Below are 26,204 nucleotides of genomic sequence, written 5' to 3'. Positions count from 1 at the left end.
CCCGGTACGCGACCGCTACCCGGACAGCTCTCGCTTCGCCCGCCGCGCCCGCTCGGACATTTCTTCGTTGCCGTCGACGTCCGCGAGCGTCTCGATCGCCTCCAGCTTCCGGACGGAGTCGTCGAGGAACGAGAGCACGTCGCCGGTGTACGCGTACACCATGTAATCGTCGGTCATCACGTCGACGATGGCCTGCGGGCCGAGCCCCTCGGCGCGCAGTTCGAGGACATAGCGCATGAACTTCTCCTCGGGGCAGCCGCAGTACGGGTTCGAATCGCAGTCGCAGTCGAGGAAGTCCTCGGCGAAGTCGAGGACGCGGTCGCGGGTCGTCTCGTCGAGCTTCGAGAGGCCGTCGCCGGTGAACAGCAGGTCGAGGGTGGCGCCGGCGAACGCCCCCTTCGGGATGTTCGCCTCCAGCTGGGAGGCGAGCTGCCGGTGGTTCTTCACGTAGATCTTGTCGGTAAAGGCCACAGTTAGCGATTTGTACGCCCGCAGCCCTCAAAAGCGACGCGGTGATCGAGAGACCGTCGGCGGTTCGAACGACATCGCGTCACACGCCCGTCCGGGAGTCGTAACCGTTATTTATCGAAGCGGGGTACTAGACGACGCGTGTCCGGGTTAGGGTAGTGGACTATCCTTCAGCCTTGTGGAGGCTGAGACGCGGGTTCGATTCTCGCACCCGGACCTTTTCCGACGAACGGAGTGAGGAGCGAAAAGTCCGGAAGGCGAGATTGAATCATGCGAGACGAGCGGAGCCCGTCTCGCCCGGGTTCGATTCTCGCACCTGGACCTTCTCGCGGCGAGCAGTATCGCGAGCTGCGAGGCTCCGTAGCGAATTGAAGCGGTGATCGAGGCGCCGGTCAGAACTCGATCCGCTCGCCGTCTTCCGGGATCAGCACGTCCGCCGTCTCCGCCCGGAGTTCCTCGCGCGAGAGCAGGCAGTGGTTGATCGCCTCCATGTGGACCACGGCGACCGGGGCGTCGGTGGCCTCGCGCACGGCCGCGACGTCCTCGACGCCCATCGTGATCGGTTCGCCGTGGTTGAACCGCGCCGCGCCGCCGTTGAGCACGACGGCGTCGGGGTCGAACTCCGCCAGCGTCTCCGCGACCGGGTCGTACCAGACCGTGTCGCCGGCGAGGTACAGCGTCTCGTCGCCGTCAAGCAGGAACCCGGAGACCGGACCCATCTGCTCGGCAAGTTCCCCGTGTCCGTGACGGCCCGGGGTTCGGCGGAGCGCGACGCCGTCGAACGACGCCGTCTCCTCGACCGGTCGCACGTCGGTGAAGCCGTCCTCGACGAACGCGTCCGCCTCCGCGGGCTGACAGAACAGCGGCACGTCGGCGTCGAGTCGCTCCGCGGCCGCGTCGTCGAAGTGATCCGGGTGGCGGTGGGTGACGATCACCGCGTCGTGCGACAGGTCGACGTCGGGAAGCGGGACGAGCGGGTTGCGCCGGTCGTTCGGGGTGTTGTCGATCGGCGGAAGCGTGCCTTCGGACGCGAACAGCGGATCGACGAGGAACGTCGTCCCGTCCACGGTCGCGAGCGCCGTGGCGTTGCGGACGAGAGTGACGGCGGGGCCGGCGCCGCGGGTGTTCGACATGTCGGGCCTTCGGCGCGCGAGGGGTTGTGCGTTGCGGCGCCGCTGTCGAGCGTCGGAATGTCGCCCGCGACACTAACGACCGGTCTCATCTCCGGCGGCGTGCCGCGTCGACCGGGAAACCCTCGTGGCGGGCGGTCGCCTGCGCGGCGACGGGCGGGTCGCGTTCGCGACCGGTGTCACGCGCCTGGGTTCTCCGCGCTGTCATCGCTCCCATCGGGGAGTACTCGGGCGGGGACTAGGGGCGCGCACGTTCGGGTATCCGTCGCACGCGGTTAAACGGTCGGGTGAGAGGCTCACGACTTCCGGCCGGATGCCGAAGGAGAGCGAGCGGGCCGTCTCGTGGGTGACGCTCGCCAGCGTGGCGGCGGACAGGGTCAGGACGAGCGAGAACCCGTCGAACTTGGGCGTGCTTCGAACGCACCTGACGCCCAGAACGGAACGTTCCTGCCGGATCGGCGAATATCTCCCGGACCACGGCAGTCGGCGACGGTTCGTTGGGAACGCGCCGCGGTCGCCGACGCATCGTAGTCGGACCGACCGTCAGACCGAATCGCCGGCCGCGTTCGGCGGTATCGACGGCTATCCGAACGCACTTACGTCCCTGTCACGGACCCACGCGCAATGTCAGTACGAGTCGGCATCCTCGGTGCCACCGGCGCGGTCGGCCAGCGGTTCATCCAGTTGCTCGACGACCACCCGACCTTCGAGCTCGCCGCGGTCACCGCGAGCGCGGAGAGCGCGGGCAAGACCTATCGCGAGGCGGCCAAGTGGCGCGTCGACACCCCGATTCCGGAGGGCGTCGCCGAGATGGAGGTCGCCGAGACGAGCCCCGCAGGGGTCGCGGACGACGACGTCGACCTCCTCTTTTCCTCGCTCCCGTCGGGCGTCGCGGCCGAGGTCGAGCCCGAGTTCCTCGATGCCGGATACATCGTCTCCTCGAACTCCTCGAACGACCGCATGGCGGCGGACGTCCCGCTCACGATCCCCGAGATCAACCCCGACCACCTCGGGCTCATCGAGGTCCAGCGCGACGAGCGGGGCTGGGACGGCGCCCTCGTGAAGAACCCGAACTGCTCGACGATCACGATGGTGCCGACACTCGCGGCGATCGACGAGTTCGGCCTCGAAAGCGTCCGGGTCTCGACGCTTCAGGCGGTCTCCGGCGCCGGCTACTCCGGCGTCACTTCGATGGAGATCCTCGACAACGCCATCCCCCACATCGGCGGCGAGGAGGACAAGATGGAGACGGAGTCGCGTAAGCTGCTCGGCGAGTTCGACGGCGCCGAGGTCTCCCTCCACGACGCCGACGTGGCCGCCTCGTGTAACCGGATCCCCACGCTCGACGGCCACCTGGAGAACGTCTTCGCCGAGTTCGCCGAGGACCCCGCGCCGGCGGACCTCCGCGAGGCGATGCGCTCGTTCGAGGGCGTCGGCGACCTCCCAAGCTCGCCCGAACAGCTCATCAAGGTGTTCGGCGACGACGAGCCCGAGCGTCCGCAGCCCCGCCTCGACCGCACGTACGCCGACGGGATGGGCATCGTCGCCGGCGGCGTCCAGACCACCGACGTCGGCGCGAAGTACAACTGCCTCGCGCACAACACGATCCGCGGCGCGGCGGGCGCCTCGCTGCTCAACGGCGAGCTGCTCGTCGAGGAAGGGTACGTCTAAGCGTGCCGGCCGCCGACCGATAACCACTTTATTCTCCGCGTTCCGTCGGCCGACGCCATGGCAGAGCCATCCGCGAAACGGTCCGTCCGCCGGGGCGTCGCGGTCCTCCTCCTCCCGGTGTCCGGGGCGACGACGCTCCCCGCGTTCGTCGAGGCCGCGCTCCCCGGCGTGTCAAGTGTGGTCGGTGTCGTCCTCTTCGTCGCCGCGGTCGCGTACCTCGTCGGCAGCGTCAGTAGACAGGTGGCCGCGGCGGCCGACACGCCGCTGCGATCGGTCCCGGACGGGCACCGGACGGCACCGAATACTCCGGGGGCCACGAGACCGCGCCGACCGAAGCGTTCAACAGCCCGTCGCGAATGTCCCCGCACATGGTCGACAGGAACGTCGTCCGCCGGGGGTACGACGAACTCGCGACGGCGTACGCGGCCGACCGCGTCGAGGACGGCCGCGGACGAGCGGTCCTCGACCGCTTCCGTGAGTCGCTGCCGCCGGACGCGCGGGTCCTCGACGCCGGCTGCGGGCAGGGCACGCCCGTGCTCCGAGCGCTGAACGACTCCGGGACCGCCGTCGGAGCGGACATCTCGCGCACCCAACTGGCGCTGGCCGCCGAGAACGTCCCCGGAGCGCCGCTCGCGCAGGGTGACCTCGTCGCGCTCCCGTTCCGCGACGGCGCCTTCGACGCGGTGACGGCGTACCACTCGCTAATCCACGTTCCGGAGGGGCGTCACCAGGCCGTCGTCGACGAGTTCGCCCGCGTCCTCGGCGACGGCGGACGGCTCCTCTGTTCCGAGGGACCGGAGCCGTGGAACGGCGAGAACCCGGACTGGCTCGACACCGGCGTCGAGATGCAGTGGCACATCGCGGGCGCGGAGGCGACTCGGCGGCAGCTCCGGAACGCCGGCTTCGTAATCGAGCGGGAATCGACCGTCGACGACTCGCTCGCCGACGGCGCCGACGCGCGCTGGACGTTCTTCGCCGCGCGGCTCACCGAGTGAGCAGCCGAGCCCTCGTTACTTCCCTTCGAACTCGGGTTCGCCGTCGCCCATGAACGCCGTGACGCCCTCGATGAGGTCGTCGGTGTTCATGACGTGGCCGAAGCCCATCGCCTCGACTTCGAGGCCGGCCTCGTTGTCGGTGCGTCCGGCGTGGATCGCGCGCTTCGTGTACTTCTGCGCGATCGGCGGGCCGCCCGCGAGCTGCGCTGCCAGCTCCCGCGCCCGGTCGTCGAGCTCGTCGCCCGGCACGACCTCGTTGACGAAGCCGTAGTCGGCCATCGTCTCGGCGTCGTAGCGGTCGGCGGTGAGGATGATCTCCTTCGCGCGCCCCTCGCCGACGACGCGCGCGAGCCGCTGCGTGCCGCCCCAACCCGGGAGCAGGCCGAGGTCGAGTTCGGGCTGGCCGAGCTCGGAGCGCTCGGAGGCGATCCGCATGTCTGCCGCGGTCGCGAGCTCCATCCCGCCGCCGAGGCAGTAGCCGTCGATGGCGGCGATGACGGGCTTGTCCGACTCCTCGAGCTTGCCGAACGTCTGTTGACCCTGCCGAGAGAGCTCGACGGCGTGGATCGGGTCCGCGCCGCCCGCGGCCATACTTTGGACGTCCGCGCCGGCGGAGAAGGCGCGGTCGCCCGCGCCGGAGAGGAGGATCGCCCGCACGTCGTCGTCGCCGTCGAGCAGGTCGATCGCGTCGGCGAGCTCGTCGAGCACGTCGCCGCTGATCGTGTTCATCCGGTGCGGGCGGTCGATCTCGACGTGCCCGACCCGCGCGTCGGCGTCGACGTCGACGTTCAGCACGTCGAACGCCGGGCCGCTCTCCGCGTCGCCGTCGGCTCCGTCGCCGCGGAAGCCGCCCGACTCGGCCGCCTCGCGCAGGTAGTCGGTCGCCTCATAGCGCTCCTCGCCGGTCTCCTCCGCGAGGGCGTCGAGCGTCTCGACCAGCGCGTCGAGCCCCTCTTCGTCAGCGAGCTTTGCCGGGCCGTCGGGGAAGCCCGCGCCGAGCTTGACCGCCTCGTCGATGTCGTCGGCGTCGGCCACGTCGTTGCCGATCAGGCCGGCCGTCTCGTTGGCCATCACCGCGAGCAGGCGGCGGCGCACGTCGTCGTCGAGCGCGTCGCTCGGGATCTGCGCGCCGTCGCCGTCCTCGTAGTCGTAGAATCCCTTGCCGGTCTTCTTGCCGAGGTCCTCCGCCTCGACCTTCTCGCCGAGCAGCGGGCAGGGGCGGTAGGCGTCGCCGAGGACCTCGTGCATGTACTCCAGCACGTGGTAGCCCACGTCGATGCCGACCTGGTCGGCGAGCTCGAACGACCCCATCGGGAGGCCCATGTCGAACTTCGTCGTGGAGTCGACCGCCTCCATCGTCGCGTCGCCGGACTCGACGATCCACGCCGCCTCGTTCATCAGGGGGACGAGGATGCGGTTGACGATGAACCCGGGGCTGTCCTTCCGGACCCGGACGGGCGTCTTCCCCATCGACTCGGCGAGCCCCTCGATCAGGTCGAGCGTCTCCTCGCTCGAGTGCTCCCCGGAGATGACCTCGACCAAGTCCATCCGCACCGGCGGGTTGAAGAAGTGCATCCCGCAGAAGCGCTCGGGGCGGTCCGTCACCTCCGACAGCTCGGTGATAGAGAGGCTGGAGGTGTTGGTGACGAAGACGGCCTCGTCGGGCGCGTACTCGACCACGTCGTCGTACACGTCCTTCTTGATGGCCATCTTCTCGGGGACGACCTCGACGACGACGTCGGCGCCGTCGAGCGCGTCCTCGAGGTCGACGAACGCGTCGACGCGGTCGAGCGCGGCGTCCGCCTCGTCGTCGCCGATTCGATCCTTCTCCGCGAGCTTGCCGAGCGACCACTCGATCTGGTCGTACCCGTTCTGGACGAGCTCATCGTTGATGTCGCGGAGCGACACGTCGTAGCCGGCGAGGGCGGCCACTTCAGCGATACCGTGGCCCATGTTCCCGGCGCCGAGCACCGTCACGCGCTGGACGTCTTCGAGCTGCATACCTGAGAGTCGGAACCGTCATGGTTGAACGTTTTCATCTTCCAAACGTAAAACAAACTGTAAGTTTATTCGGGTGGGTTGGCGGCGGCTCGACGCGAGGTTCGAGAGACTGAGACGAGCACGAACGGTCGACGCGGGGTGCGAGGGACTGAGACGAGCACGAGCGCTCGACGCGGGGTGTGAGAGGCCGCGCGGACCGGTCCGGAACCGAACGTACTCCTCCGTGCGGTCCCTCGCTTCGGTATGGACGACGGCGTCGACGGAACGATCGACCCGGCCGCGGACGCTGACGGGCCAGCGGCGAAGAGTGGCGGTCCGGCCGCGGACGTAGACGACCCGGTGATCGAGGTCCTCCGCGAGGACCCGACGATGGCGACGCTCGTCGACCGACACGGGCCCCTCGACGTCGCGCCCGCGGACGACGAGTTCGCGCGGCTCTGTACCTCGATCGTGAACCAGCAGCTCTCGACCGCCTCTGCGGCGGCCATCCACGAGCGGTTCGTGGAAGTCGTGGGCGGCGACCCGACCCCGGAGCGCGTCCTCGCGGCCGACGAGGCGGCCCTGCGCGAGGCCGGGCTCAGCGGCACGAAGGTCGACTACCTGCGCAACGCCGCCGCCGCGTTTCGCGACGACGAGCGCGACCTCACGCGCGAGGAGTTGGCGGGCGTAAGCGACGAGGCGGTCGTCGACCGGCTCACCGAGATCACGGGCGTCGGCGAGTGGACCGCGAGGATGTACCTCGTCTTCGCGCTCGGGCGCGAGGACGTGCTCCCGCTCGGCGACCTGGCGGTTCGGAAAGGGATCGAGCTGGTGTACAACGGTGGGGAATCGCTGTCGCGCGCGGAGATGCGCGAGATCGCCGAGGCGTGGCGCCCGTACCGGAGCTACGGGACGCGATACATCTGGGCCGAGTACGAGTCCTGACCGCGCTCTCGTGGAGGAACGACGGGCCGAGCTATCGGGTCCGGCTCGACTGCTCCGGTTCGGGCTCGGGGTCGCCGGCCGGGGCTCGGTCACCGCTCGCCGCGTCCTCGCGGTACAGCCGGAGGATCTCCTCTAAGAGGACCGCGTGCCGATCACCGGGGACGTACTGGTGGTCGATGAAGTCCTCGGCGTCGCTGAACTTCTCCCGGAGCGCGAGCTTCCGCACGAACGCGACGGACTCGAAGAACGGGGGGCCGTCGGTCTCCTCGTCCGCGCCCAGCGTCCGGTCCGCGTCCGGGATCACCTCGGACTCGATCGCCTCGTAGTCGATCGTCTCCGGGTCGTACTCGTCGAGGGTCCGGGAGAGCACGTAGTCGGCCGAGAAGCGGTAGAACTCCGACTTGCTCTCGAACTGCCCCTCGTCGACGAGCGATTCGATCTCCTCGACCACCGACTCGGGAAACCGGACCGTGCTCTTCACCATGTGTCGTGTCCTCGACAGCCTCGGTCTTATACTTTTGTCAGACGCGCGTGAGCCAGATTTCGGCGGCGCCGGACGGGTCTACTCCTCCTCTTCGAGGATTTCGCCCGCCTCGTCGCGCTCGGCCTCGTCTCTGTCGGCGCGCCGCCGCACGTCGACCCGGTAGTCGGTGAGGATGTCGCGGCCGAGCAGCAGCGGGTACTCCATGTGCTCGCGGTCCTCGACGCTCGCGGTGACGGTGTGCTGGTTGCCGCCGATACCGATGACGAGGTCGACGACCGGCCGGGCCTTCCCGCCCTTCACGCTGCCCGACTTGACCCGGGTCATGCTCTTGATCGGACCCGCACCGATCTCGGCGGCCAACTGGGTGTCGATGCTCGTCCGGGTCGCGCCCGTGTCCGACTTCGCGAGCGCCTGCGTCGAGCCGGAGGTGCCCGTGACGACGACCTCCTCGATGTAGCCGATGTCGGGCTGCTCGGAGGGGGTCGGCTTCGGCGCGGGCGCGCAGGACGGCCGCGAGTCGTCGAGGGTCGCGGCGACGCGCTCGACCGCCTCGTCCTCGACCTCGCCGCCGACCGTCTCGATCGCCAGCTTCGCGATGTGCGGGGCCGGGCTGGTGCCGGTCGCCTCGAACAGCCCTTTGAACCCGGCCGTGGGGTTCACTTCGAGGACGTACCAGCCGTCGTACCCCTCGACGAGGTCGACGCCGGCGTAGTCGAGCCCCATCACCTCGGCCGCGTAGAGGGCGGTGTCGGCGGCCTCCTGCGGCATGTCGTCGGTGGCGTCCTCCACCGCGCCGCCCAGCGCGACGTTGGTGCGCCAGTCGCCCTCGGGCGCGTAGCGGTACATCGACCCGACGATCTCGTCGCCGACGACGTACACCCGCAGGTCGCGGTGCTTCTCGTCGTCGCGGTCGATGAGCCGCTGGAGGAACGCCTGCCGGTTGCCGACCTTCGGGTTCACGCGCTCGGTCAGGTCGACCTTCCACGTCCCGCCGCCGTGGGTGCCGATCGCGGTCTTATACACGCCCACGTCGCCGAACCGCTCGCGGCCCTCGTTGAGGCGGTCGTTCGACAGCGCGAGCAGCGCGTCGGGCACGCGGATGTTCCAGTCGGCGAGCGTCGCCGCCGTCGCGAACTTGTGGATCGACGCCAGCACCGCGTTCGGCTCGTTCAGCATCGGCCGGATGCGCTCGAACGTCGCCGCCAGCCCGAGCAGCTCCGCGGGCTGGTCGGTGTTCGATAAGAGCAGGCGGTTCGCGATCACGTCGACCGCGGGCTCGACCGCCACCTCGCCGTCCTCGACGCTCACCGCGGCGTTCTCCTCGCGGAGCCACACCGGCTCGTGGCCGAGGTCCTCGACGGCGTTACAGATCGCCTTCGTCTCCTTGCTGTTGTGCAGCGACAACACTCCCACCCGAACCGAGTCCGAACTCATACCTCTCACTGCGCGGGCCGACGTAAAAGACGCCCCGATCGTTTCGGCCGGACGAGATCCGGAGTCTCCGGGTCGCCATATATATACCCGACGCCGCGCTCCGGTCTGCCATGAGCGAGGACCGGGCGTTCACGTACAACGGCGGGGCGGTGCCGCCCGGCGAAACGCAGAACATCCGCTACGGCATCAGCGAGACGTACCTCGGCGACCCCGTCCGTATCCCGGTCACGATCGTCAACGGGGAGCGCGATGGGCCGACCGCCTTCCTGACCGCGGCCGCCCACGGCGACGAACTCAACGGAATCGAGGTCGTCCGCGAGGTCGCCCACGAGTGGGACCTCTCGGCGCTTTCGGGCACGCTCGTCTGTCTCCCCGTCCTCAACGTGCCCGGCTTCCTCGCCCAGCAGCGGTACCTCCCCGTCTACGACCGCGACCTGAACCGGTCGTTCCCCGGGAAGCCCGGGTCGACCAGCTCGAAGCGGATGGCCCACCGGATCTACGAGAACTTCATCGCGCCGTGCGACTTCGGGCTCGACTTCCACACCTCCACCCGCGGCCGGACGAACATGCTCCACGTCCGCGCAGACATGACCGACGAGTCGGTGTACCGGCTCGCGATGGCGTTCGGCTCGAAGGTGATCATCGACAGCGACGGGCCGAGCGGCACGCTCCGCGGCGAGGCGACCGACGCCGACATCCCCACGATCACGATCGAGATGGGGGAGGCCCACCGGTTCCAGCGCCCGCTCATCGACGACGCGCTCGACGGCGTCAAATCCGTCTTCGCGGAGTACGGACTCCTGGAGACCGACACGGTTCGCTGGCCCGGCTGGCGCACCGTTGTCGCCGGGGCGGGCGAGAAGACGTGGCTGCGCGCCGACTCCGGCGGCATCGTCGACACCCACTTCGAGAGCGGCTCGCTCGTCCGCGAGGGCGAGCGCATCGCGACGATCACCAACCCGTTCAAGGAGGACGCGGTCGCGGTGGAGGCCCCGTTCACCGGGCTCCTGATCGGCCTGCTGGAGAACCCGGTCGTCTACCCCGGGAACCCCCTGTGTCACCTCGTCGAGATCGGTGAGTCGACCCGTCGGGCGATCGAGGCCGGCAGCGCGCCGAAGCCCGTCGGCCAACCGACGCCGACGGCCGGGAAGTGAGGTCGCCCTCTGTGGTCGACGGGTCGCGCTCTGGGTTCGTACGTCGCCGTCGTGGCCGTGACACCGACCCGTCACCCCTCGCCGAGCCGCTCCCGTAGCCCGACCGCGGCCCCGGCGACAACCGCGAGGAAGCCGCCGAGGAACGCCACCGGCTGGAGGACGACCCGCTGGGCGACGACGGCGCCCGGCTCGCGCTCGACGGTCCGGGTCCAGAACTCGTACCGCTCGCCGTCGAGCTCGACGATCAGCAGTCCGTCGCCGAGCGTCGGGTCGGTCGGGTACGACAGCGAGTCGACGCGCTCGTCGGGGCTCTCGACGCCGAACGCGCCCTCGGGGGCGTCGCGGGCGCGGTCGAACGCCGCGCGGGCGGCGGGGTCAAGGTCGGCGTACGCGACGACGGCGTTCGAGTCGTCGAGACCTTCGTCGGTCGGAGCGTCGAGACCCACCGACGACCCGGCGGTCACCGACCGAACGGTGTGGGTGTAGGCCGGGTCGGCCTCGCCGACCGAGACCGGGAGGAACAGCGGGTTCGCCATCAGGAGGACGCCGAGCGCGACGAGCGCGGCGGCCGCGAGCGGGGCGCGCATACGCCGCCTTCGGCGGGCCGGGAGTTGAGCCTTTCCGAGCCGCGCGGCCGGCCGCAGCCGAACAGCTCCGCCACCGGCCGAGACGTGGCGCCGGGCCTCAGATCAGCCCGAGCGCCGTGAGGATCTGGTTGCCGAAGATCATCGCGATCAGTCCGGTCAGCATGACGAGGCCGGACGAGACCGTGATCGTCCGCACCGCGGCGTGCCGGTCGCTGATCGGGACCCGGCTGATCACCGCCTCGGCGACCATCCGGAGGATGCGGCCGCCGTCGAGCGGGAACGCCGGCAGGCAGTTGAACAGCGCCAGCTGGATGTTGATCCACCCCGACCAGAACAGGAGGTTCGCGAGCAGGAACGTCCCGCCGCCGAGCACCGCGAGCGGCCCCTCGACAACGAAAAAGTTGGTCAGGTCGCCGGTGAACCCCGCGAAGTTGAACGGGAGCCCGAACAGGCTGCCGAGCGGCAGGATGAGCGCGACGAACACCAAGCCGAGCGGCGAGTCGGTGACCCCGCCGAGCGGGACGCCGCCGGCGGTCTCCTCGCCCCCGTCGCCGCCGAGCAGTTCGAGGTACGCGCCGGCGGGATACTCGGTGACGCCCACGTCGTCGAGCGCGAGCCCGCTCGTCCCGGGGAAGACGCTGACGCCGACGAAGCCGCCGTCGCGGTTCGGGTGGGCGTCGAGTTCGACCTCGTACGTGTCGCGTTCGCCGTCAGCGTCGTAGACGGTGACGGGGACGGTCTCCCCCGGCTCGCGCTCGCCGAGGACCGCGGAGAGCGCCCCGTTGTCGACGACGCGCTCGCCGTCGACCGAGACGATCGTCAGCGGCTCGCCGAGGGCGGCGCCCGCGTCGTGGATCGGCCCGTCCTCCTGAACCCCGACGACGTACGCGCCGATCGGCACGTCCGGGACGGTGACGGCGGCCTCGCCGTCGGCCGTTTCGACGCCCGAGGCGTCCTCGGCGCCGGGCGCGTCGCGGACCTGGTCGACGACGGTCGCGTTGCCGGTCACCGTCAGCGCGGCGCGCTCGTCGTCGCCGACCGCGGCGAAGAGGTCCGACTCGGTCGCGACCGGCTCGCCGTTCACCGCCGCGATCGTCACCGGTGCGCCCTCGATCCTCACGCCGAGGGGGTTGCCGCCGGCGGACCCGACCACCTGTAGCTCGCGGTCGACCCGCACCGTCTCCCGCGCGTCGCCGTCGTCGACCGTGAGCGCAACCGAGTCGCCGGCGTCGGCGATCGCCGACTCGAACTCGGCGCTCGTCTCGATCGGCGTTCCGGCGACCTCGACGACCCGGTCGCCCTGCGAGATGTCGGCCGCGGCCGCCGGGGAGCCGGGGTTGACCTCGCCGACCGCGTAGCCCGCCGCGGGCGAGATGGCGCCGACCACGGGGCCGAAGAGGAGCGCGAAGACGACGATCGTGAGGACGGTGTTCGCGGTGACGCCGGCAGCGAACATCCGTGCGCGCGCGCCGCGAGACGCCTCCTGCGTCGCCTCCTCGTCCGGTTCGACGAACGCGCCCACCGGGAGCAGCGCGAAGAAGACGAGTCCCATCGAGTCGATGTCGATGCCCTCGACCCGGCAGAGGAGCCCGTGTGCCCCCTCGTGGATCACCATCGCGGCCCCGAGCCCGGCGACGATCTCCGGCGCGACCGACAGGGGAAGGAAGTCGTTGACGCCGGGGATGATGAGGAAGTTCTGCGGCTGCTGGATCGCGGCGGGCTGTGCGTTCGTGAACGCCGACATCGCCGACGAGAGGATGAGCGCGAACGACGCCACCATCGCCACTAAGGCCCCGCCGAGGCCGAGGTTGGCGACCGCGCGCCAGAACCGCTTCGGCGCCGCCAGTCGGCCGAGGAAGGCGCGCCCGCGGAGGGTCCGGAGCGTCAACACCGGTCCGGAGATCCTGACCGCGTCCGGGAGGATCCCCTCGTTCCGCAGCCACATCGCGACCGCGGAGTACGCGAGGACCCCCGTCAGCACCCAGAACAACGTGTTCATTACCACGCCGTTGGGCTCGCCCGCTCGTAAGGGGTTCGGTTCCCGGAACCCTCGGCCGCACCGCGCGCACCGATACGGCCCGCCGCGGCCGTCGGGGAGGACTGATACGCGTCCGGTGCGTGCGTCGGACCGATGGCCGACGCCGACCGGTCCCACGCCGCAGACGCACAGCCCGCGCGCCGACGGCCCGATCCCGTCGAGTCGGACGCCGCCGAACGCTCGCTCGCGCCCCTCATGGGCGCGGCGTACGTTACCGCCGGGGTCGCCCACTTCCTGATCCCGGATCGGTTCGCGGAGGCGATCCCGCCGTCGTTCCCCCGGCCCGTCGGGCTGGTGTACCTCTCCGGGATCGCCGAGATACTCCTCGGGGTCGGCGTCGCGATACCGCGGACGCGGCGCCCGTCCGCGTGGGGGATCGTCGCCCTCCTCCTCGCCGTGTTTCCGGCGAACGTCCACCTCGCCCGGCGCGACACCCTCGACGACCTCCTCCCGGACCGACTCGTCGCTCCGGCGCGGCTCGCGGCGCTGGCCCGCCTGCCGTTTCAGGGCGTCCTGATCGCCTGGGCGCTGCGGTACGCGCGCGACGACGACCCGTCGGAGCCGTGTTCGGAGGCGTAGTTCCGGAGCGATCGAGGTCCCGCCGCGAACTCAACACCCAAGTACCCCCCGGTACAAGCGTGACTCATGATGGCGCTCATCGACTTCGTCTCCCGGCTGGTCGGCGACGTCGGGCGGTTCGTCGACATCTTCCTGAACGACCTCATCCTCGGCGCCGGCGACCCGCTGTCGGCGCTGCTCGTCCTCGTCGGACAGGTCCTGATTATCACTTCCGTCGGCGCGCTGGGCTACGCCGCCGTCGGCGCGCTGCTCGGTGAGATTGGCGTGAACCTGCCCTCGCTCGGCGGACGCGGGCGCTCGGAGTAGTCGGCGGCGCCGGTCGCCGACCTCGTCGCGCCCAGACCGTCCTCAGTCGTCGTCAGCACCGATCGCCGACCGCGTCCTCAGTCGTCGTCGGCGCCCGTCGCCGACCGCACCTCGGCGCCGGCCCCCGGACCGTCGACGGTTTCGGCACCGTCGCCCCCGTCGGGAACCTCGAACTCGTTCAGCCGCGCCAACAGGTCGTCGGACCGGTCCGAGAGCGTGTGGACCCGGCCGGTCACCTCGGAGACGGTTGCGGTCTGCTCCTCGGCCGCGGCCGCGACGGTCTCCGCCTCGGTCGCGGTCTGTCGGCTCACGGAGGCGACGCCGTCGACCATGTCGACGACCTCCTGCGTGGTGCGCGCCTGGTCGTCGGTCGCGTCGCTGATCTCTTGGACCGTCTCGTCGACGCTCGTCACATCCTCGACGACGCCCTCGAACTCCCGCAGCGTCGACTCGATCGTCTCGACCCCCTCGGCTACCTGGGCCTCCATCGCCTCGGCGTCGGCGGCGGTCTCCGCCGACGCGGTCTGGACCTCCTCGATCCGCCCGGAGATCTCCCCCGCGGACTCGCGCGTCTCCTCGGCGAGCGACTTCACCTCGTCGGCGACGACCGCGAACCCGTCGCCGGAGCCGTCGGCGCGCGCCGCCTCGATGGAGGCGTTCAGCGCGAGCAGGTTGGTCTCCTCCGCGATCTCGTCTATCACGGCCGCGATCTCGTCGATCTCGCCGACCCGGTCCGCGAGGTCCGTGACCGCGGCCGCCGTCTCGCCGATCCGCGTCTCCAGCGTCTCAAGCTCCGCGATCGCCTCAGCCGCCTCCTCGCGGCCGGAGCGACCGCGTTCGGCGGCGTCGCGCGCGGTCTCGGCCGCGTCGTCGGCGCTCGCCGCGATCTCCTCGACGGTCGCCGACAGCGTGTTCATCTCGCTCGCGATCGCCTCCAGCTCGTCCGTCTGCTCGGCCGCGCCGTCGGAGATCTCCTGGACCGAGCGCGCGACCTCGCCGCTCGCGTCGTCGACCTCGTCCATGCTCGCGCGCACCTCGTCCGCGGCCCCGGCCACGTCGGCGGTGAACCCGCCGACCTCGCCGACCGTCTCGCCGAGCGTCGCGACGAGCCGGTTGTAGTTGTCGACGATCTCGACGTACCGGCCCTCGTCGGTCGCCAGCGCGTCCCCGTCGATGGTCGCCGTCAGGTCGCCGTCCTGCGCGCGCTCGGCGGCATCGCCGAAGGCGTCGACGAGCGCCTCCAGCTCGGTGGTGTAGGCCGCGAGGTTCTCGGCCATCTCGTCGAGCGACGCCCCGAAGGCGCCCGGGACCTCCTCGTCGAGCGCGGGGTCGTCGAACTCTTGATCGGCGAGGGCCTCCGCCTGCGCGGAGACGGTCGTGAGGTACCCGTGGACCTCGCCGAAGGCGCCGACGAGGCTCCCGATCTCGTCGGGTTGGGTCGGGTCGAGGGCGCCCGCGGCGTCGCCGCCCGACGACCCGGTCGCGTCGGGCTCACGCGCGTCGTCGATATTCCCCGCGGCGATCGCCTCCGCCTGACGCTCCAGCGCGCGTATCGGGCCGACGAAGTCCTGTCGAACGATGAGCAGCGTGTTGTAGATGGCGACGACCGCGCCGAGGAACAGCGCCCCCGAGACGACGTACGCGGCGGTCCCCGAGATCAAAAACTGAGTGAGAAAGATGCCGACCGTGACGAGAAACTGGATGCCGACCGCCGTGACGACCTTGCGCTCTATCGATTCGGTGACGCCGAGCGCGTCCATCGTCCGCCACAGGAGGGCCTCGTACCGCCCGCGGACACCCGGGCGGCGCTGTCGTGTCGTGGACATACTTCGCCCTCGACGAGAGCGGGTTATGAACCTCCCGCCGGCGTTATCAGCAGCGATTCTCGATTGTCAGCGGGCGAGAATCCGCCGCCAGCGTGCGTGAAAGCAGTGCGGGCGCCGCCGACGCGGCCCGGAACAGCCCCCGTCGACGCGGCCCGGAACAGCCCCCGTCGACCGCCTCGGCCGCGAGGTCGACGGACCTCAGAACAGCCCGTCGACCGCCTCGGCCGCGAGGTCGACGGCGGCCTCGAGGTCCGGCCCGAGCGGCGAGCCGACGACGAGGCCGTCGGCGTGCTCGGCGACGGCGGCGGCGCGCTCGCGGACGGTCTCGGGGGTGCCCGCCATACAGAAGGCGTCGACCATCTCGGGGGTCACGCGCTCGAAGGCGGCGGAGAACTCGCCGGCCGAGACGCGGTCACCGATCTCGCTCGCGGCGTCGGGGTCGATCCCGTGGCGCTTCAGGACGGGCGGGGCCGCGCCCGCGGCGATGAACGCGACCGGCGGCCGGGCGGCCTCGCGGGCGGCGGCCTCGTCCTCGGCGACCGACACCGCGGCGTAGGCGATCAGGTCGAACTCGCCCCGGCTATCGGGCCTGTCGTCGAGGCCGTCGTCGACCTGCTCGCGGGCCCACGCGAGGTCTTTCGGATGCGAGCCGTTGTACAGGAGGCCGTCGGCGTGCTTCGCGGCCATCCGACACATGTGCGGCCCCTCGCCGCCGACGTGGACCGGGATGTCCGCGCCCTGCGGCGGCTCGTAGTTGAGCCCGGCGTCCGCGGCGTCGAAGGTGCCCTCGTGGTCGACGCGCTCTCCGGCCCAGAGCCGCTGTGCGGTCTTGAACGCCTCCAGCACCGAGCGGAGCCCGCGCTCGTCTTCGAGGCCGAGGTTGGCGAGCGTCGAGGGGTCGCCCGGGCCGAGCCCGAAGACGGCGCGCCCCTCGGAGGCCTCGTCGAGGGTCGCGACCTTCGACGCGAGCGTCACCGGGTGGGTCTCGTAGGGGTTGGCGACCCCCGGACCGAGCCGGACCGAGTCGGTGGCGGCCGCGAGCCGCGAGAGGAACGCCCACGGGTCGCGGTTGTTGTAGTGACACGTCGAGTAGACGGCGTCGTAGCCGGCCTCCTCGGCGCGGACGCCGAGGTCGACGAGGCGAGACAGCTCGTGTTCTGGGGTGAGTTCGATTCCGAGCATGGTTACTCCTGAAAGGTCCACTCCCGCAGGGCCTGCCGGACGAAGTCGCCCTCGACCTCGCGGAAGTGATTGTCCGAGCCGTCGTGGTCGCCGAACTCCCAGTCCCGGACGACGACGACCGGGGTGCCGCCCGCGCCCTCGCCGGCGACGAGGTTGGCGGCGGCGGCGAGCTCGTCGATCACGTTCTGGACGGTGACGCCCATCTCGCGGCCGTCGCGGTCGCGTTCGCCGCGCCAGTCGCGGCTGGCGGGTAGCCCGGCCCAGCCGATCGCGACCCCGCGCTGGCCGTGCCGGAAGGGACGACCGGAGGTGTCGCTGACGACGACGCGGTCGGCCGCGAGTCCGTCGCGGATGCGCTCCGCGCTCTCGGTGGGGCGCTCCGGGAGCAGCAGCAGGTCGCCGTCCGGGACGTTCGAGCGGTCGATGCCGGCGTTGACGCCGACGTGCCCGAAGCGCGTCGCGGTGAGGAGGAACGGCGCCTCCATGACCAGCTCCGTCGACTCCTCGATGACCGCCTGCGCGAAGCGCGGATCCTTCTCCTCGTCCGCTATCTCGGCGAGCCGGTCGGCGACCTCGCGGGCCCGGGGGCCGGCCGGGAAGTCGTCGAGGTCGAAGACGCGTCCCTCGGCCTTCGAGACGACCGTGCTGGCGACGACGACCACGTCGTCCTCGCGGAGGTCGACGCGCTCGCCGATCATGGCCGCGAGGTCGTCTCCCTCCCGGATCTCCGGGAGGTCCGGAACCGCGAACAGCTCCATACGATCACCTGCGCGGCGACGAGGAAAAATCCCGCCGGTACCGGGCCGGTTTGACGGTATCGGGACGAAGCGGCGGAGTCCGATTCGCGGCGGACTGGCGAATAACTGGCGCGTTTGATCAGGCACAAAAATAGTATTTGCTAAAACATTCGTTGGTATAAATACCAAAAAACCATGTCTATATAAGGACAAAGGGCGGGTAATAGGTATTTCAGCCAAAATTTTTTACGCACCGAGTAAATACTGTAAAACGCGATGAAGGAACTGACAACCGAAGGCGAATCGGCTCCGATCGGGACGCGGACGCGCGTCCCCGAAGAGGCCGACGACGGCGAACCGATCGTGACGCAGACCCGCGCCCCGTGACGGCGCGCGGGCGTCGACCACCCGCATTTTTTCTGCCGACGGCGTCCGTACGGCTTATACGCGACTCCGTCGAACGCCAAGTGTGGACCTCCACGTCCGGTACGAGGGCGACGACGACCCCGACAAGTGTACGGCCCGGAAGCTCGCGCGCTTCGACCTCGCCGAGCTCCACCGCTCGGACCGAGCCACGCCGTACGGGGTCGTCCTCAACCCCCACGCCGAGCGCGCGCTCTCGCCCGTCGACGCCGAGCGGGCCGCCGAGACCGCGCTCGTCGCGCTCGACTGCTCGTGGGAGTCGGCGGGCGAGAAGATGTTCTCGCTCCCCGGCGAGCACCGCGCGCTGCCCTACCTCGTCGCCGCCAACCCCGTGAACTTCGGCCGTCCGATGCGGCTCACCACCGTCGAGGCGTTCGCCGCGGCGCTGGTGATTCTCGGCGAGCGCGACCGCGCCGAGCGCGCCCTGTCGAAGTTCACGTGGGGCGAGACGTTCCTCGAACTCAACGCGGAGCCGCTCCGCCGGTACGCCGACTGCGAGGACTCCGGCGAGATCGTCGACATCCAACAGGAGTACCTCGACCGCGAGTGACTCGGTGCGGGTTCGGCCCGAGACGGTAGCGGGCCAATACCGGCACCGAACGAGGTCGCGACAAGGCTTTTGCGTGAATCAGCCGTATCGAGAGTCGATGGTATCCACAGGCGACGACGCACCCGCGTTCACCGCGACGGTCGGCACGAGCGATCACGAGCCGTTCGACCTCGACGAGGAGATCGGCGACGGGCCGGTCGTGCTCGCGTTCTTCCCCGGCGCGTTCACGCCGCCGTGTACGAACGAGATGATCGCCTTCCAAGAGCGCGCCGACGCCTTCGCGGAGGCCGGCGCGACTCTCTTCGGGATCAGCGCCGACTCGCCGTTCTCGCAGGGCGCGTTCCGCGAGGAGCACGGGATCGAGTTCGACCTCGTGAGCGACATGGCCGGCGACGCGATCCGCGCGTACGACCTCGAGATCGACATCGCCGAACTCGGCCTCCACGGCATCGCGAACCGCGCCGTGTTCGTGATCGACGACGACGGCGAGGTCGTCTTCGACTGGGTCGCCGACGACCCGACCAACGAGCCGGACTACGAGGCGGTCCTCGACGCCGTCGAGAGCGCGTGAATTCCGGTCGCGGGGCGGCCGGTCCCGTCGCGTCCGCGGTTCTATTGTAATAAGATACCGGAGCCCCGCAGCGACGGACCGCTTCGAGCCGATCCCGCTATCCGAGGACGCCGCCGATAGCACCCGCAAGCGCCGAGTCGACCGCGAACAGCAGCGTCAGGAACAGCCCGACGACGAGGACCCCCGCGCCACCGAGCAGGCTTCCGAGTGGGCCACCGGCCAGTCCGACGAGGCCGCCGAACGCGGCGAGCAGGAGCGTGACGGCCACGCCACTCACCGAGCCCACGAGCAGGCCGTGCCAGAAGCCGGAGAGCAGCCCGCCGGCGGCGACGTAGCCGGCGACGAACCCGCCGATGAGTCCCGCGCCGACGTGGCCCACGACGGGGACGAGCGTGGCCAGCAGCCCGGCGATCAGCATCACGACGAAGCCGGAGCCGACGGCGCGCCAGTCTGTCATACCCGCGGGTAGCCGGCTCGGAGGTAAATACTTCCTCGTCAAATTTGTTTACTTCGAATCTATTTTTATTAATATCTTATAAAATAATGCCTCTATGTGGTAGCTAGATTAATAACGCTCCGGGAGCGACGTTCAGCTAATGAGCGAATCGAACCCGACAGCCGATCCCGACGAGTCGGACGGGAGCGCGCCGACGGGAGCGCAGCTCCGGCTCGCGGTGCCGGACATGGACTGCTCGTCGTGCGCGGGGAAAGTCGAGGGCGCGCTCGATCGGGAGGGCGTCCGCTCGGTCGACACTCGGCCCACGACGGGCGTCGTCGTCCTCACGTACGATCCGGAGGCGACGGACGTGGAGGCGCTGACGGCCGCCGTCGAGGGCGCGGGGTACGCGGTCGCGGATGCGGAGTCCGACGGCGTCGCCGACGGCCTGTTCACGAGCCCGCGCGCGATCGCCACCGCGGTCGGCGGGGCCTTCCTCGCGGTCGGGCTCGCCCTCGAGTGGCTGCTCCCCGGGCTCGACCCGACGTTCGCGACGATCGGCGGCGTCGGCTTCCTCGGGCCGTGGGCCGTCACGGGCGCCTCGGTCGCGTACCTGCTGGCGGTCGCGATCGCCGGGCCGCCGATCCTCCGGAACGGGTTCTACTCGCTGCGGGGGGTGAGCCTCGACATCGACCTGCTGATGAGCGTCGGGGTCGTCGCCGCGCTGCTCGTCGACCTCCCGTTCGAGGCGGCGACGCTCGCGGTGCTGTTCTCGGTCGCCGAGCTGCTCGAACGTTACTCGATCGACCGGGCGCGCACCTCCCTCCGCGAGCTGATGGAGCTGTCCCCCGACGAGGCGGTCGTGATCCGGGACGGCGAGGAGGAGACGGTCCCCGCCGAGGCCGTCGCGACGGGCGAGCGGCTCGCGGTGCGACCCGGCGATCGCGTCCCGCTCGACGGGGTGGTCCGCGAGGGCTCCGGCGCGGTCGACGAGTCGCCGATCACCGGCGAGTCGGTCCCGGCGGAGAAGGAGCCCGGCGACGAGGTGTACGCCGGCTCGATCAACGAGGCCGGCTACCTCGAGGTTGAGGCCACCGCGCCCGCCGAGGAGTCGACCATCGCGAGGGTCGTCGATCTCGTCGAGGCCGCCAACGGCGAGGAGACGCGCGCCGAGCGGTTCGTCGACCGCTTCGCAGGCGTCTACACCCCGATCGTCGTGGTCGGCGCGGTCGCGACCGCCGCGCTCGGCCCCGTCCTCGTCGGCGGCGGCGCGGAGACGTGGTTCGTCCGCGGACTCACCCTGCTCGTCGTCGCGTGCCCCTGCGCGTTCGTCATCTCGACGCCCGTCAGCGTCGTTTCCGGCGTGACCGCGGCCGCCCGGAACGGCGTCCTGATCAAGGGCGGCGAACACCTGGAGGCGGCCGGCGACGTCGACGTCGTCGCGCTCGACAAGACCGGGACGCTCACGCGCGGCGAGCTGTCGGTGACCGACGTGGTCCCCCTCGGCGACCGCGAGGCCGACGACGTGCTCGCGTGCGCGACCGCCATCGAGCGACGGAGCGAACACCCGGTGGCGGAGGCGATAGTGGTGCGGGGCACTGACGCCGCCGGTTCCGAGGCCGCCGGTACCGGGTCCAGCGACGAGACCGAGGTCACCGACTTCGAGACGCTCACGGGCGAAGGCGTCCGCGCTGATATCGACGGCGAGACCCACTACGCCGGCAAGCCCTCGCTGTTCGAGGACCTCGGTTTCGACCTGAGCCACGCCCACGTCCGCCCTGACGGAGGGGTGGTTCGGGAGCGCGACGACGCCGACGACGCTGGCGGAGACGGAGCGCGCGGGAGCGAGGCGAGCGCCGCCGCGGAGCCCGAGCCCTGCGACCACGGGCAGTACCTCGACCTAGCGAGCGAGACGATTCCGCGGCTTCAGGCCGAGGGGAAGACGGTCGTCCTCGTCGGGACCGAGGCGGAACTGGAGGGCGTCGTGGCGGTCGCGGACACAGTCCGTCCGGAGGCGGCGTGGGTCGTCGACCGCCTCCACGAACTCGGCGTCGACCGGGTCGCGATGCTCACCGGCGACAACGAGCGGACCGCGCGGGCGACCGGCGACCGCGTCGGCGTCGACGAGGTGCGCGCGGATCTGCTCCCCGACGAGAAGGTCGCGGCGGTGCGTGAACTCGCCGCCGAGACCGACGGCGGCGTCGCGATGGTCGGGGACGGGATCAACGACGCCCCGGCGCTCGCGGCGGCGGACGTGGGGGTCGCGATGGGCGCCGCCGGCACCGACACCGCCATCGAGACCGCGGACGTGGCGCTGATGGCCGACGACCTGACCAGGCTCCCGTACGTCGTCGACCTCGCCTCGCGCGCGAGCTCGACGATCCGAACCAATATCGGGGCCTCCCTCGCCGTGAAGGCGCTACTCGCCGCGGGCGCTCCCCTCGGCTACGTGAGCGTCGCGATGGCCGTCGTCGTCGGCGACATGGGTATGAGCCTCGGCGTCACCGGGAACGCGCTCCGGCTCGGCAACGTCGAGCCCGCGGAGCCCTCCGGGGCGGCGACGGACGCGGCCGAGCCGAACGCGGACGCCGCCGCGTCGGAGCAGTAGCCGGTCAGTCGACCCGGAAGCCGGCCTCACGCTTTTTATTACCGCGGCGGTAACTGCGCTCGTATGCCCTCCGAGCGCGGGACGCCCTCCACCTCCGAGGAGGCGATGGACCGCACGGAGTCCGCGGAGGTCCGGGCCGACCCCCACGGCGACCGGAGCGTCCCCGAGACGGTCGCCGAACGCGACCCGATCGAGTGGGGGCCGGTCCGCCACGAGCGACTGCGCTCGCTCGCGATCGGGGTGTCAGTCGGAATCGCCGGCGCGGTCCTCGTCGTCTTCGGCACCGTCGCCGCCGGGGGGATCGCGGGTATCGCGTCCGGCGACCTCGCGGTCCCGAGCGTCGGGGCCGAGGCGATCGCCGTCGGGGTCGCGCTCTTGCTCGCGCTTCTGCTCGGTACCGTGCCGGTGCTGTACGCCGTGTACCGCGAGAGTTCGGTCGGGGAGCCGTCCGTCGCCCGACTGCGCGAGGCCGCAGAGACGCTTCGGCCCGGCTGGACGCTGGCCGGGCTCGGCGCGGTCGTCGCGGCGGCGCTGGCGCTGCCGACTGACTTCCTGCCGGCCCTCTGGCCGCTGTTCTGGGTCGTCTGGTTCGTGCCGGCGGTCGCCGAGTCGTCGGGGGTCGCCGTTCGGCTCGACCCGGCCGAGCGGGCGATCGCGCGGACGTATCCGGCGCGCGACCGAACTCGGAGCGATGACCTCGGGGCGGTCGTCAGGACGCGCCGGATCGACCTCCCGTGGACGACGGTGTTCCTGCTCGCGTACCGCGGGAACGCGTGGTTCCGGTCGACGCCGTGGCTGTTCGTCCCCCGCGACCGGGCGGACGCGGTCGAGTCCGCGCTCGGCGCGGTGCTGGCGGAGAGCGACGGGCCAGACCGGGCGAGCGTCCCGGAGCGGCTCACCCTCGCGACGCTGGGATCGTCCTCGCTCGTAGTCGGCCTCCTCATGGCCGTTGCGGCCGGCGAGGGAGCGGGCGGACTGGCGCTGGCGCTGCTCACGGCCCCGTTCTCGCTGCTGTTCCTCGCGCTCGCGGCGCGGTTGTGAGTCGCCCGCGGAGTCGACGCAAACCCGTCGCGACACCGGACCTGACACCCCCTACCACGCGACTCATATACCTGCGCACCCAAACCCGTTCATGGACAGACAGCGTCTGGAACGCGCGCTCGAAGACGAGTTCGGCGGGACCGAGGCCGAGCGGCGGGCCGTCTCGCGGGCGGCCCGCGACCTCGTCGACTCCGGACGGCCCTCCGAGGACCGCGGCCACGGCCTGACCGTGAGGGGGGTGATCGGACACATGGAGGACGCGCCGGACGACTCCTCGCTGGTGGAGCGGTGGAACTGGTGGATGGACGCGCTCGATGCTGCCTACGGCGGCTACGACTACTTCACGGTGCGGTTCGTCGAGGACGACGAGGCGACCGGCCTCCGGCGGTAGGGCGACAGCGGACCGCCGAGAGGGACGACAGCGGACCGCCGGCGGCGAGCCCGACTGTCCGAATCACCGGCGAGCGGCAGCGGATCGTCCACTTTCACTTTCACTCCGCGGATGGCTCGGTTATAGGAGCGTTCCGGGCCGAACTAGGTGTATGAGCGCAGTCACCGCCGACCGACCCCGGTACGCGACGCCCACGCGCGTGGACATCACCGACTGTCGAACCGACCGCCTCCCGGACCGAGTCCGCGTGAACCGCGTCGACGGGAGCGAGGTCCACCTCGAACGCCGCGGCGGCCGGACGTTCCTCGTCACGCGACCGACCGAGTGACGGCGGCTTCCGGACGGTAGCGACCGAAAAGACCGCGACTACGGCGTCAGTCGTCGGCCGTCAGTTCCGCGCGCGCCGGCCCGTCGTTCCCGAGCCGACTTTCGAGACCCACGCCGAGCGTCTCGTTCGTCCGCGCCACCGACTCGGCCGCGTCGACGTCGGTCGTCATCGCGCGGATCGCGTCGACGTTCTCCGGGACCACGTCGGCCTCTTGGTGGACGTTCTGGAAGAGGTACAGGTCTCGCCCGGTGACGCTGATCGACTCCTCCCAGACGCAGTTCTCCCAGAGGTCGCCGCGGGGCCGCCCCGCGTCGGCGGCGTACTCCTTCAGCGCGCCCGCACCGTCGATGCCCGCGGCCTCCGGCACGAGGAAGATCCGGTCCTCGTCGGCGAGGAGGTCGCGGACGGCCCCCGAGTCGGGGTCGCTCTCCAGCGTGACGTTGACGCTGTGGGTGTGCATCCCCGTGACCGGCGCCTTCAGTGCCGCGGTGTCGACCGGCAGGTCGGGAAGAATCTCGTTCACGTCCGGACCGTGATGAGAGGGGACCGCCGCGGGGTCGGGAACGATGTCGTTTATCGGGCCGCGGTCCGTCTCGCTCGGATCGCCGCCGCGGCGCACGAGCGTGACGCGCGCCTTCTCGACGCCGTAGGTCTCGTCGAGCGGCGCGAGCAGCCGCGAGAGCGCGGTCGTGTTACAGGAGACGACGCGGACCGCGTCCGCGCCGCGGGCCGCCTCGAACCGACCGCGGGCGTTGAAGGAGGCCTCGGCGACGGCGGCGTCCTCGCCGCCTTGGAAGATCGCCGGCGTGTCGTGGGCCTCGTAGACGGGCGCGTTGCGCTCGCCGACGCCGGAGGGCGCGCAGTCGACGACGACGTCGACGGCGTCGAGCAGGTCGCCGAGGATCCCGGACAGGTCGACGCCGGCGGCCGCGAAGTCTTCGACGCGGTCCTCGACCGCCGCGTACAGGTCGTAGCCGCGCCGCGCCGCGGCCTCGACGCCGTAGTCGGGCGACGCCTTCGTCACGCCGACGAGTGTCATGTCCGGCTGGGCCGCGACGGCGTCCGCGACCCGTTTCCCGATCGTGCCGTAGCCGTTGACGCCCACGCGTATCATATCTGCCCCTCGCTCGGGAATCGGTATAATCTTTTCGAGGTGGGTGAAATGAAATTAACTACCCCACGAGTAATCGATCGGTTAATTCGACGCCGATCGGTACCGGACGTAAATAATTCAATTACGGAATAGAGTAAACTCAGCGATGACAAGGCCTAACGCCCGGCCGAACGGAGACGCTGGCATGGCAGCCGATCTCTCCGACGCCGCGACGACCGCGGTCGAACAGTGTCTGAACGTCGCTCCCGACGAATCGGTCGCGGTCGTCACCGACGACGAGCGCGAGCCGATCGGCGAGGCGCTGTACGCGGCCGCGAGCGCCGTCACCGACGACGCGACGCTCCTCCGGTACCCCCCGACCGAACAGCACGGGACGGAGCCGCCGGCACCGGTCGCGGCCGCGATGGCGGAGGCCGACGCCTTCCTCGCGCCGACGACGAAGAGCCTGAGCCACACCCGCGCCCGCGGCGCGGCCTGCGACGCCGGCGCGCGCGGCGCGACGCTGCCCGGGATCACCAAGGACGTGTTCACGACGGGGCTCGACGCCGACTACGCCGCCATCGAGGCCGCCTGCGACGACGTGCTGGGGCAGATCGGCGACGCCAGCGAGGTCCGCGTCACCGCGCCCGCCGGCACGGACATCACCTTCGAGGTCGGCGACCGCGAGTGGCTCGCCGACACCGGCATGGTCCGCGACCCGGGCGACTTCTCGAACCTCCCCGCGGGCGAGGTGTTCGTCGCGCCCGCGAGCGCGACCGGAACCTTCGTCGTCGACGGGACGATGATGCCCCACGGCCTGCTCGACGACGGGCGGGAGCTGGCGTTCGAGGTGGAGGACGGGTTCGTGACCGAGATCGCCGACGACGCGATCCGCGCCGACGTCGAGGCCGCCGCCGACGAGGTCGGCGACGCGGCGTACAACCTCGCGGAACTCGGCATCGGCACCAACGGCGGCGTTGCGGAACTCGTCGGGTCAGTCCTCCTAGACGAGAAGGCGGGCGGGACCGTCCACATCGCGATCGGCGACAACGTCGGGATCGGCGGCGAGACGGACGCGCCGCTCCACCTCGACGGGATCATCCGGGACCCGACGGTCTACGCCGACGGGGACGAGATCGACCTGCCGAGCGCGTGAAACGTCCGTGAGAGAAAACATCCCCCACTTATAAACTATCGAGGCGCTGGCGCGTGCCGACGAGCGGGCGCCATCGGCGGCCGCGAGACAG

25 protein-coding genes and 1 tRNA gene are annotated in these 26,204 nt (G+C 70.7%); 14 read left to right on the top strand and 12 right to left on the bottom strand.

Annotated features, from left to right (window positions below; all coding sequences use genetic code 11):
* Positions 1-15 precede the first annotated feature (15 nt).
* Positions 16-471, bottom strand: coding sequence for a DUF5814 domain-containing protein (locus Z052_RS15500; protein ID WP_094494322.1), 456 nt, complete (start codon positions 469-471; stop codon positions 16-18).
* Between the two features lie 141 nt (positions 472-612).
* Here Z052_RS15500 and Z052_RS15495 point away from each other — a divergent pair.
* Positions 613-685, top strand: a tRNA-His gene (locus tag Z052_RS15495).
* Positions 686-860: 175 nt separating this feature from the next.
* Here Z052_RS15495 and Z052_RS15490 read toward each other — a convergent pair.
* On the bottom strand, positions 861-1,601 hold the full coding sequence (locus Z052_RS15490; RefSeq protein ID WP_086215745.1) for an MBL fold metallo-hydrolase: 741 nt from the start codon (positions 1,599-1,601) through the stop codon (positions 861-863).
* 621 nt (positions 1,602-2,222) lie between these two features.
* Here Z052_RS15490 and asd point away from each other — a divergent pair.
* Entirely contained in the window at positions 2,223-3,269 is a 1,047-nt protein-coding gene (asd, locus tag Z052_RS15485; RefSeq protein WP_094520867.1) for an aspartate-semialdehyde dehydrogenase, read from the top strand.
* 368 nt (positions 3,270-3,637) lie between these two features.
* Positions 3,638-4,264: a class I SAM-dependent methyltransferase gene (locus Z052_RS15475; RefSeq protein WP_086219692.1), complete on the top strand. Its 627-nt coding sequence runs from the start codon at positions 3,638-3,640 to the stop codon at positions 4,262-4,264.
* 15 nt (positions 4,265-4,279) lie between these two features.
* Here the strand turns inward: Z052_RS15475 and Z052_RS15470 are convergent, their stop codons facing one another.
* Complete coding sequence (locus Z052_RS15470) at positions 4,280-6,265, bottom strand: 3-hydroxyacyl-CoA dehydrogenase/enoyl-CoA hydratase family protein (protein ID WP_089308111.1); 1,986 nt, start codon at positions 6,263-6,265, stop codon at positions 4,280-4,282.
* Between the two features lie 369 nt (positions 6,266-6,634).
* Between Z052_RS15470 and Z052_RS15465 the strand changes: the two genes are divergently transcribed.
* Positions 6,635-7,189 carry a DNA-3-methyladenine glycosylase gene (locus Z052_RS15465; protein ID WP_049931703.1) on the top strand — a complete coding sequence of 185 codons (555 nt, stop codon included), beginning with the start codon at positions 6,635-6,637 and terminating at the stop codon, positions 7,187-7,189.
* A gap of 31 nt (positions 7,190-7,220) precedes the next feature.
* On the opposite strand, the gene Z052_RS15460 is transcribed toward Z052_RS15465, so the two are convergent.
* Both Z052_RS15460 and Z052_RS15455 read right to left on the bottom strand, forming a co-directional pair.
* Complete coding sequence (locus Z052_RS15460; RefSeq protein WP_094520866.1) at positions 7,221-7,673, bottom strand: hypothetical protein; 453 nt, start codon at positions 7,671-7,673, stop codon at positions 7,221-7,223.
* 78 nt (positions 7,674-7,751) lie between these two features.
* Positions 7,752-9,107 (bottom strand): RimK/LysX family protein, encoded by a 1,356-nt coding sequence (locus Z052_RS15455; protein WP_176450716.1) that lies wholly within the window; start codon positions 9,105-9,107, stop codon positions 7,752-7,754.
* A 110-nt stretch (positions 9,108-9,217) separates the two neighbouring features.
* On the opposite strand from Z052_RS15455, the gene Z052_RS15450 reads away from it, so the two are divergent.
* On the top strand, positions 9,218-10,261 hold the full coding sequence (locus Z052_RS15450) for a succinylglutamate desuccinylase/aspartoacylase family protein (protein WP_086215751.1): 1,044 nt from the start codon (positions 9,218-9,220) through the stop codon (positions 10,259-10,261).
* Between the two features lie 71 nt (positions 10,262-10,332).
* On the opposite strand, the gene Z052_RS15445 is transcribed toward Z052_RS15450, so the two are convergent.
* On the bottom strand, positions 10,333-10,848 hold the full coding sequence (locus Z052_RS15445; protein WP_049931545.1) for a hypothetical protein: 516 nt from the start codon (positions 10,846-10,848) through the stop codon (positions 10,333-10,335).
* Between the two features lie 97 nt (positions 10,849-10,945).
* Positions 10,946-12,847, bottom strand: a complete 1,902-nt coding sequence (locus Z052_RS15440) for a site-2 protease family protein (protein ID WP_094520865.1) — start codon at positions 12,845-12,847, stop codon at positions 10,946-10,948.
* 132 nt (positions 12,848-12,979) lie between these two features.
* Here Z052_RS15440 and Z052_RS15435 point away from each other — a divergent pair, with 132 nt between their 5' ends.
* On the top strand, positions 12,980-13,465 hold the full coding sequence (locus tag Z052_RS15435) for a DoxX family membrane protein (protein ID WP_086219695.1): 486 nt from the start codon (positions 12,980-12,982) through the stop codon (positions 13,463-13,465).
* Between the two features lie 66 nt (positions 13,466-13,531).
* Positions 13,532-13,771, top strand: coding sequence for a hypothetical protein (locus Z052_RS15430; RefSeq protein WP_094520864.1), 240 nt, complete (start codon positions 13,532-13,534; stop codon positions 13,769-13,771).
* Positions 13,772-13,848: 77 nt separating this feature from the next.
* Here the strand turns inward: Z052_RS15430 and Z052_RS15425 are convergent, their stop codons facing one another.
* The 3 genes from Z052_RS15425 to Z052_RS15415 all read right to left on the bottom strand — a co-directional run bounded on the left by Z052_RS15425 (position 13,849) and on the right by Z052_RS15415 (position 17,537).
* Positions 13,849-15,531, bottom strand: a complete 1,683-nt coding sequence (locus Z052_RS15425) for a methyl-accepting chemotaxis protein (RefSeq protein WP_049931706.1) — start codon at positions 15,529-15,531, stop codon at positions 13,849-13,851.
* 264 nt (positions 15,532-15,795) lie between these two features.
* Positions 15,796-16,779: a 5,10-methylenetetrahydromethanopterin reductase gene (locus Z052_RS15420; RefSeq protein ID WP_049931549.1), complete on the bottom strand. Its 984-nt coding sequence runs from the start codon at positions 16,777-16,779 to the stop codon at positions 15,796-15,798.
* Positions 16,780-16,781: 2 nt separating this feature from the next.
* On the bottom strand, positions 16,782-17,537 hold the full coding sequence (locus tag Z052_RS15415; RefSeq protein WP_049931550.1) for a coenzyme F420-0:L-glutamate ligase: 756 nt from the start codon (positions 17,535-17,537) through the stop codon (positions 16,782-16,784).
* 448 nt (positions 17,538-17,985) lie between these two features.
* Here Z052_RS15415 and Z052_RS15410 point away from each other — a divergent pair, with 448 nt between their 5' ends.
* Both Z052_RS15410 and Z052_RS15405 read left to right on the top strand, forming a co-directional pair.
* The gene (locus tag Z052_RS15410) at positions 17,986-18,489 is read left to right on the top strand and encodes a DUF367 family protein (RefSeq protein WP_086216982.1); all 504 of its coding nucleotides are present in this window, start codon (positions 17,986-17,988) and stop codon (positions 18,487-18,489) included.
* Positions 18,490-18,586: 97 nt separating this feature from the next.
* Positions 18,587-19,060 carry a redoxin domain-containing protein gene (locus Z052_RS15405; protein ID WP_086216983.1) on the top strand — a complete coding sequence of 158 codons (474 nt, stop codon included), beginning with the start codon at positions 18,587-18,589 and terminating at the stop codon, positions 19,058-19,060.
* A 97-nt stretch (positions 19,061-19,157) separates the two neighbouring features.
* Here the strand turns inward: Z052_RS15405 and Z052_RS15400 are convergent, their stop codons facing one another.
* Positions 19,158-19,517, bottom strand: a complete 360-nt coding sequence (locus Z052_RS15400; protein WP_099289235.1) for a DUF5518 domain-containing protein — start codon at positions 19,515-19,517, stop codon at positions 19,158-19,160.
* Between the two features lie 139 nt (positions 19,518-19,656).
* Between Z052_RS15400 and Z052_RS15395 the strand changes: the two genes are divergently transcribed.
* The 4 genes from Z052_RS15395 (at position 19,657) to Z052_RS20605 (ending at position 23,864) form a co-directional block, all read left to right on the top strand.
* Positions 19,657-22,104 carry a cation-translocating P-type ATPase gene (locus tag Z052_RS15395; protein ID WP_094520863.1) on the top strand — a complete coding sequence of 816 codons (2,448 nt, stop codon included), beginning with the start codon at positions 19,657-19,659 and terminating at the stop codon, positions 22,102-22,104.
* Positions 22,105-22,167: 63 nt separating this feature from the next.
* Positions 22,168-23,145, top strand: a complete 978-nt coding sequence (locus tag Z052_RS15390; protein ID WP_094520862.1) for a hypothetical protein — start codon at positions 22,168-22,170, stop codon at positions 23,143-23,145.
* 91 nt (positions 23,146-23,236) lie between these two features.
* Positions 23,237-23,536 (top strand): hypothetical protein, encoded by a 300-nt coding sequence (locus Z052_RS15385; RefSeq protein ID WP_099289234.1) that lies wholly within the window; start codon positions 23,237-23,239, stop codon positions 23,534-23,536.
* Between the two features lie 151 nt (positions 23,537-23,687).
* Positions 23,688-23,864, top strand: coding sequence for a hypothetical protein (locus Z052_RS20605; protein WP_167373071.1), 177 nt, complete (start codon positions 23,688-23,690; stop codon positions 23,862-23,864).
* 46 nt (positions 23,865-23,910) lie between these two features.
* On the opposite strand, the gene Z052_RS15380 is transcribed toward Z052_RS20605, so the two are convergent.
* Positions 23,911-24,978, bottom strand: a complete 1,068-nt coding sequence (locus Z052_RS15380) for a type II glyceraldehyde-3-phosphate dehydrogenase (protein ID WP_049931557.1) — start codon at positions 24,976-24,978, stop codon at positions 23,911-23,913.
* A 184-nt stretch (positions 24,979-25,162) separates the two neighbouring features.
* On the opposite strand from Z052_RS15380, the gene Z052_RS15375 reads away from it, so the two are divergent.
* A complete protein-coding gene (locus tag Z052_RS15375) occupies positions 25,163-26,113 on the top strand; it encodes an aminopeptidase (protein ID WP_094520860.1) in 951 nt (316 codons plus the stop codon).
* Positions 26,114-26,204: the final 91 nt, after the last annotated feature.

This window comes from Halorubrum sp. C191, assembly GCF_002727095.1.
Lineage (GTDB): Archaea > Halobacteriota > Halobacteria > Halobacteriales > Haloferacaceae > Halorubrum > Halorubrum ezzemoulense.
Note: the sequence above shows the minus strand (reverse complement) of the source record. Positions and strands in the feature narration are given on the sequence as shown.

What these genes read in the sequence shown, in the direction of transcription:
- Z052_RS15490 (WP_086215745.1), bottom strand. Translation starts at nt 1,601, where the DNA reads ATGTCGAACACCCGCGGCGCCGGCCCCGCCGTCACTCTCGTCCGCAAC.
- asd (WP_094520867.1), top strand. Translation starts at nt 2,223, where the DNA reads ATGTCAGTACGAGTCGGCATCCTCGGTGCCACCGGCGCGGTCGGCCAG.
- Z052_RS15475 (WP_086219692.1), top strand. Translation starts at nt 3,638, where the DNA reads ATGGTCGACAGGAACGTCGTCCGCCGGGGGTACGACGAACTCGCGACG.
- Z052_RS15470 (WP_089308111.1), bottom strand. Translation starts at nt 6,265, where the DNA reads ATGCAGCTCGAAGACGTCCAGCGCGTGACGGTGCTCGGCGCCGGGAAC.
- Z052_RS15465 (WP_049931703.1), top strand. Translation starts at nt 6,635, where the DNA reads ATGGCGACGCTCGTCGACCGACACGGGCCCCTCGACGTCGCGCCCGCG.
- Z052_RS15460 (WP_094520866.1), bottom strand. Translation starts at nt 7,673, where the DNA reads ATGGTGAAGAGCACGGTCCGGTTTCCCGAGTCGGTGGTCGAGGAGATC.
- Z052_RS15455 (WP_176450716.1), bottom strand. Translation starts at nt 9,107, where the DNA reads ATGAGTTCGGACTCGGTTCGGGTGGGAGTGTTGTCGCTGCACAACAGC.
- Z052_RS15450 (WP_086215751.1), top strand. Translation starts at nt 9,218, where the DNA reads ATGAGCGAGGACCGGGCGTTCACGTACAACGGCGGGGCGGTGCCGCCC.
- Z052_RS15445 (WP_049931545.1), bottom strand. Translation starts at nt 10,848, where the DNA reads ATGCGCGCCCCGCTCGCGGCCGCCGCGCTCGTCGCGCTCGGCGTCCTC.
- Z052_RS15440 (WP_094520865.1), bottom strand. Translation starts at nt 12,847, where the DNA reads ATGAACACGTTGTTCTGGGTGCTGACGGGGGTCCTCGCGTACTCCGCG.
- Z052_RS15435 (WP_086219695.1), top strand. Translation starts at nt 12,980, where the DNA reads ATGGCCGACGCCGACCGGTCCCACGCCGCAGACGCACAGCCCGCGCGC.
- Z052_RS15430 (WP_094520864.1), top strand. Translation starts at nt 13,532, where the DNA reads ATGATGGCGCTCATCGACTTCGTCTCCCGGCTGGTCGGCGACGTCGGG.
- Z052_RS15425 (WP_049931706.1), bottom strand. Translation starts at nt 15,531, where the DNA reads ATGGACGCGCTCGGCGTCACCGAATCGATAGAGCGCAAGGTCGTCACG.
- Z052_RS15420 (WP_049931549.1), bottom strand. Translation starts at nt 16,779, where the DNA reads ATGCTCGGAATCGAACTCACCCCAGAACACGAGCTGTCTCGCCTCGTC.
- Z052_RS15415 (WP_049931550.1), bottom strand. Translation starts at nt 17,537, where the DNA reads ATGGAGCTGTTCGCGGTTCCGGACCTCCCGGAGATCCGGGAGGGAGAC.
- Z052_RS15405 (WP_086216983.1), top strand. Translation starts at nt 18,587, where the DNA reads ATGGTATCCACAGGCGACGACGCACCCGCGTTCACCGCGACGGTCGGC.
- Z052_RS15400 (WP_099289235.1), bottom strand. Translation starts at nt 19,517, where the DNA reads ATGACAGACTGGCGCGCCGTCGGCTCCGGCTTCGTCGTGATGCTGATC.
- Z052_RS15395 (WP_094520863.1), top strand. Translation starts at nt 19,657, where the DNA reads ATGAGCGAATCGAACCCGACAGCCGATCCCGACGAGTCGGACGGGAGC.
- Z052_RS15390 (WP_094520862.1), top strand. Translation starts at nt 22,168, where the DNA reads ATGCCCTCCGAGCGCGGGACGCCCTCCACCTCCGAGGAGGCGATGGAC.
- Z052_RS15385 (WP_099289234.1), top strand. Translation starts at nt 23,237, where the DNA reads ATGGACAGACAGCGTCTGGAACGCGCGCTCGAAGACGAGTTCGGCGGG.
- Z052_RS20605 (WP_167373071.1), top strand. Translation starts at nt 23,688, where the DNA reads ATGAGCGCAGTCACCGCCGACCGACCCCGGTACGCGACGCCCACGCGC.
- Z052_RS15380 (WP_049931557.1), bottom strand. Translation starts at nt 24,978, where the DNA reads ATGATACGCGTGGGCGTCAACGGCTACGGCACGATCGGGAAACGGGTC.
- Z052_RS15375 (WP_094520860.1), top strand. Translation starts at nt 25,163, where the DNA reads ATGGCAGCCGATCTCTCCGACGCCGCGACGACCGCGGTCGAACAGTGT.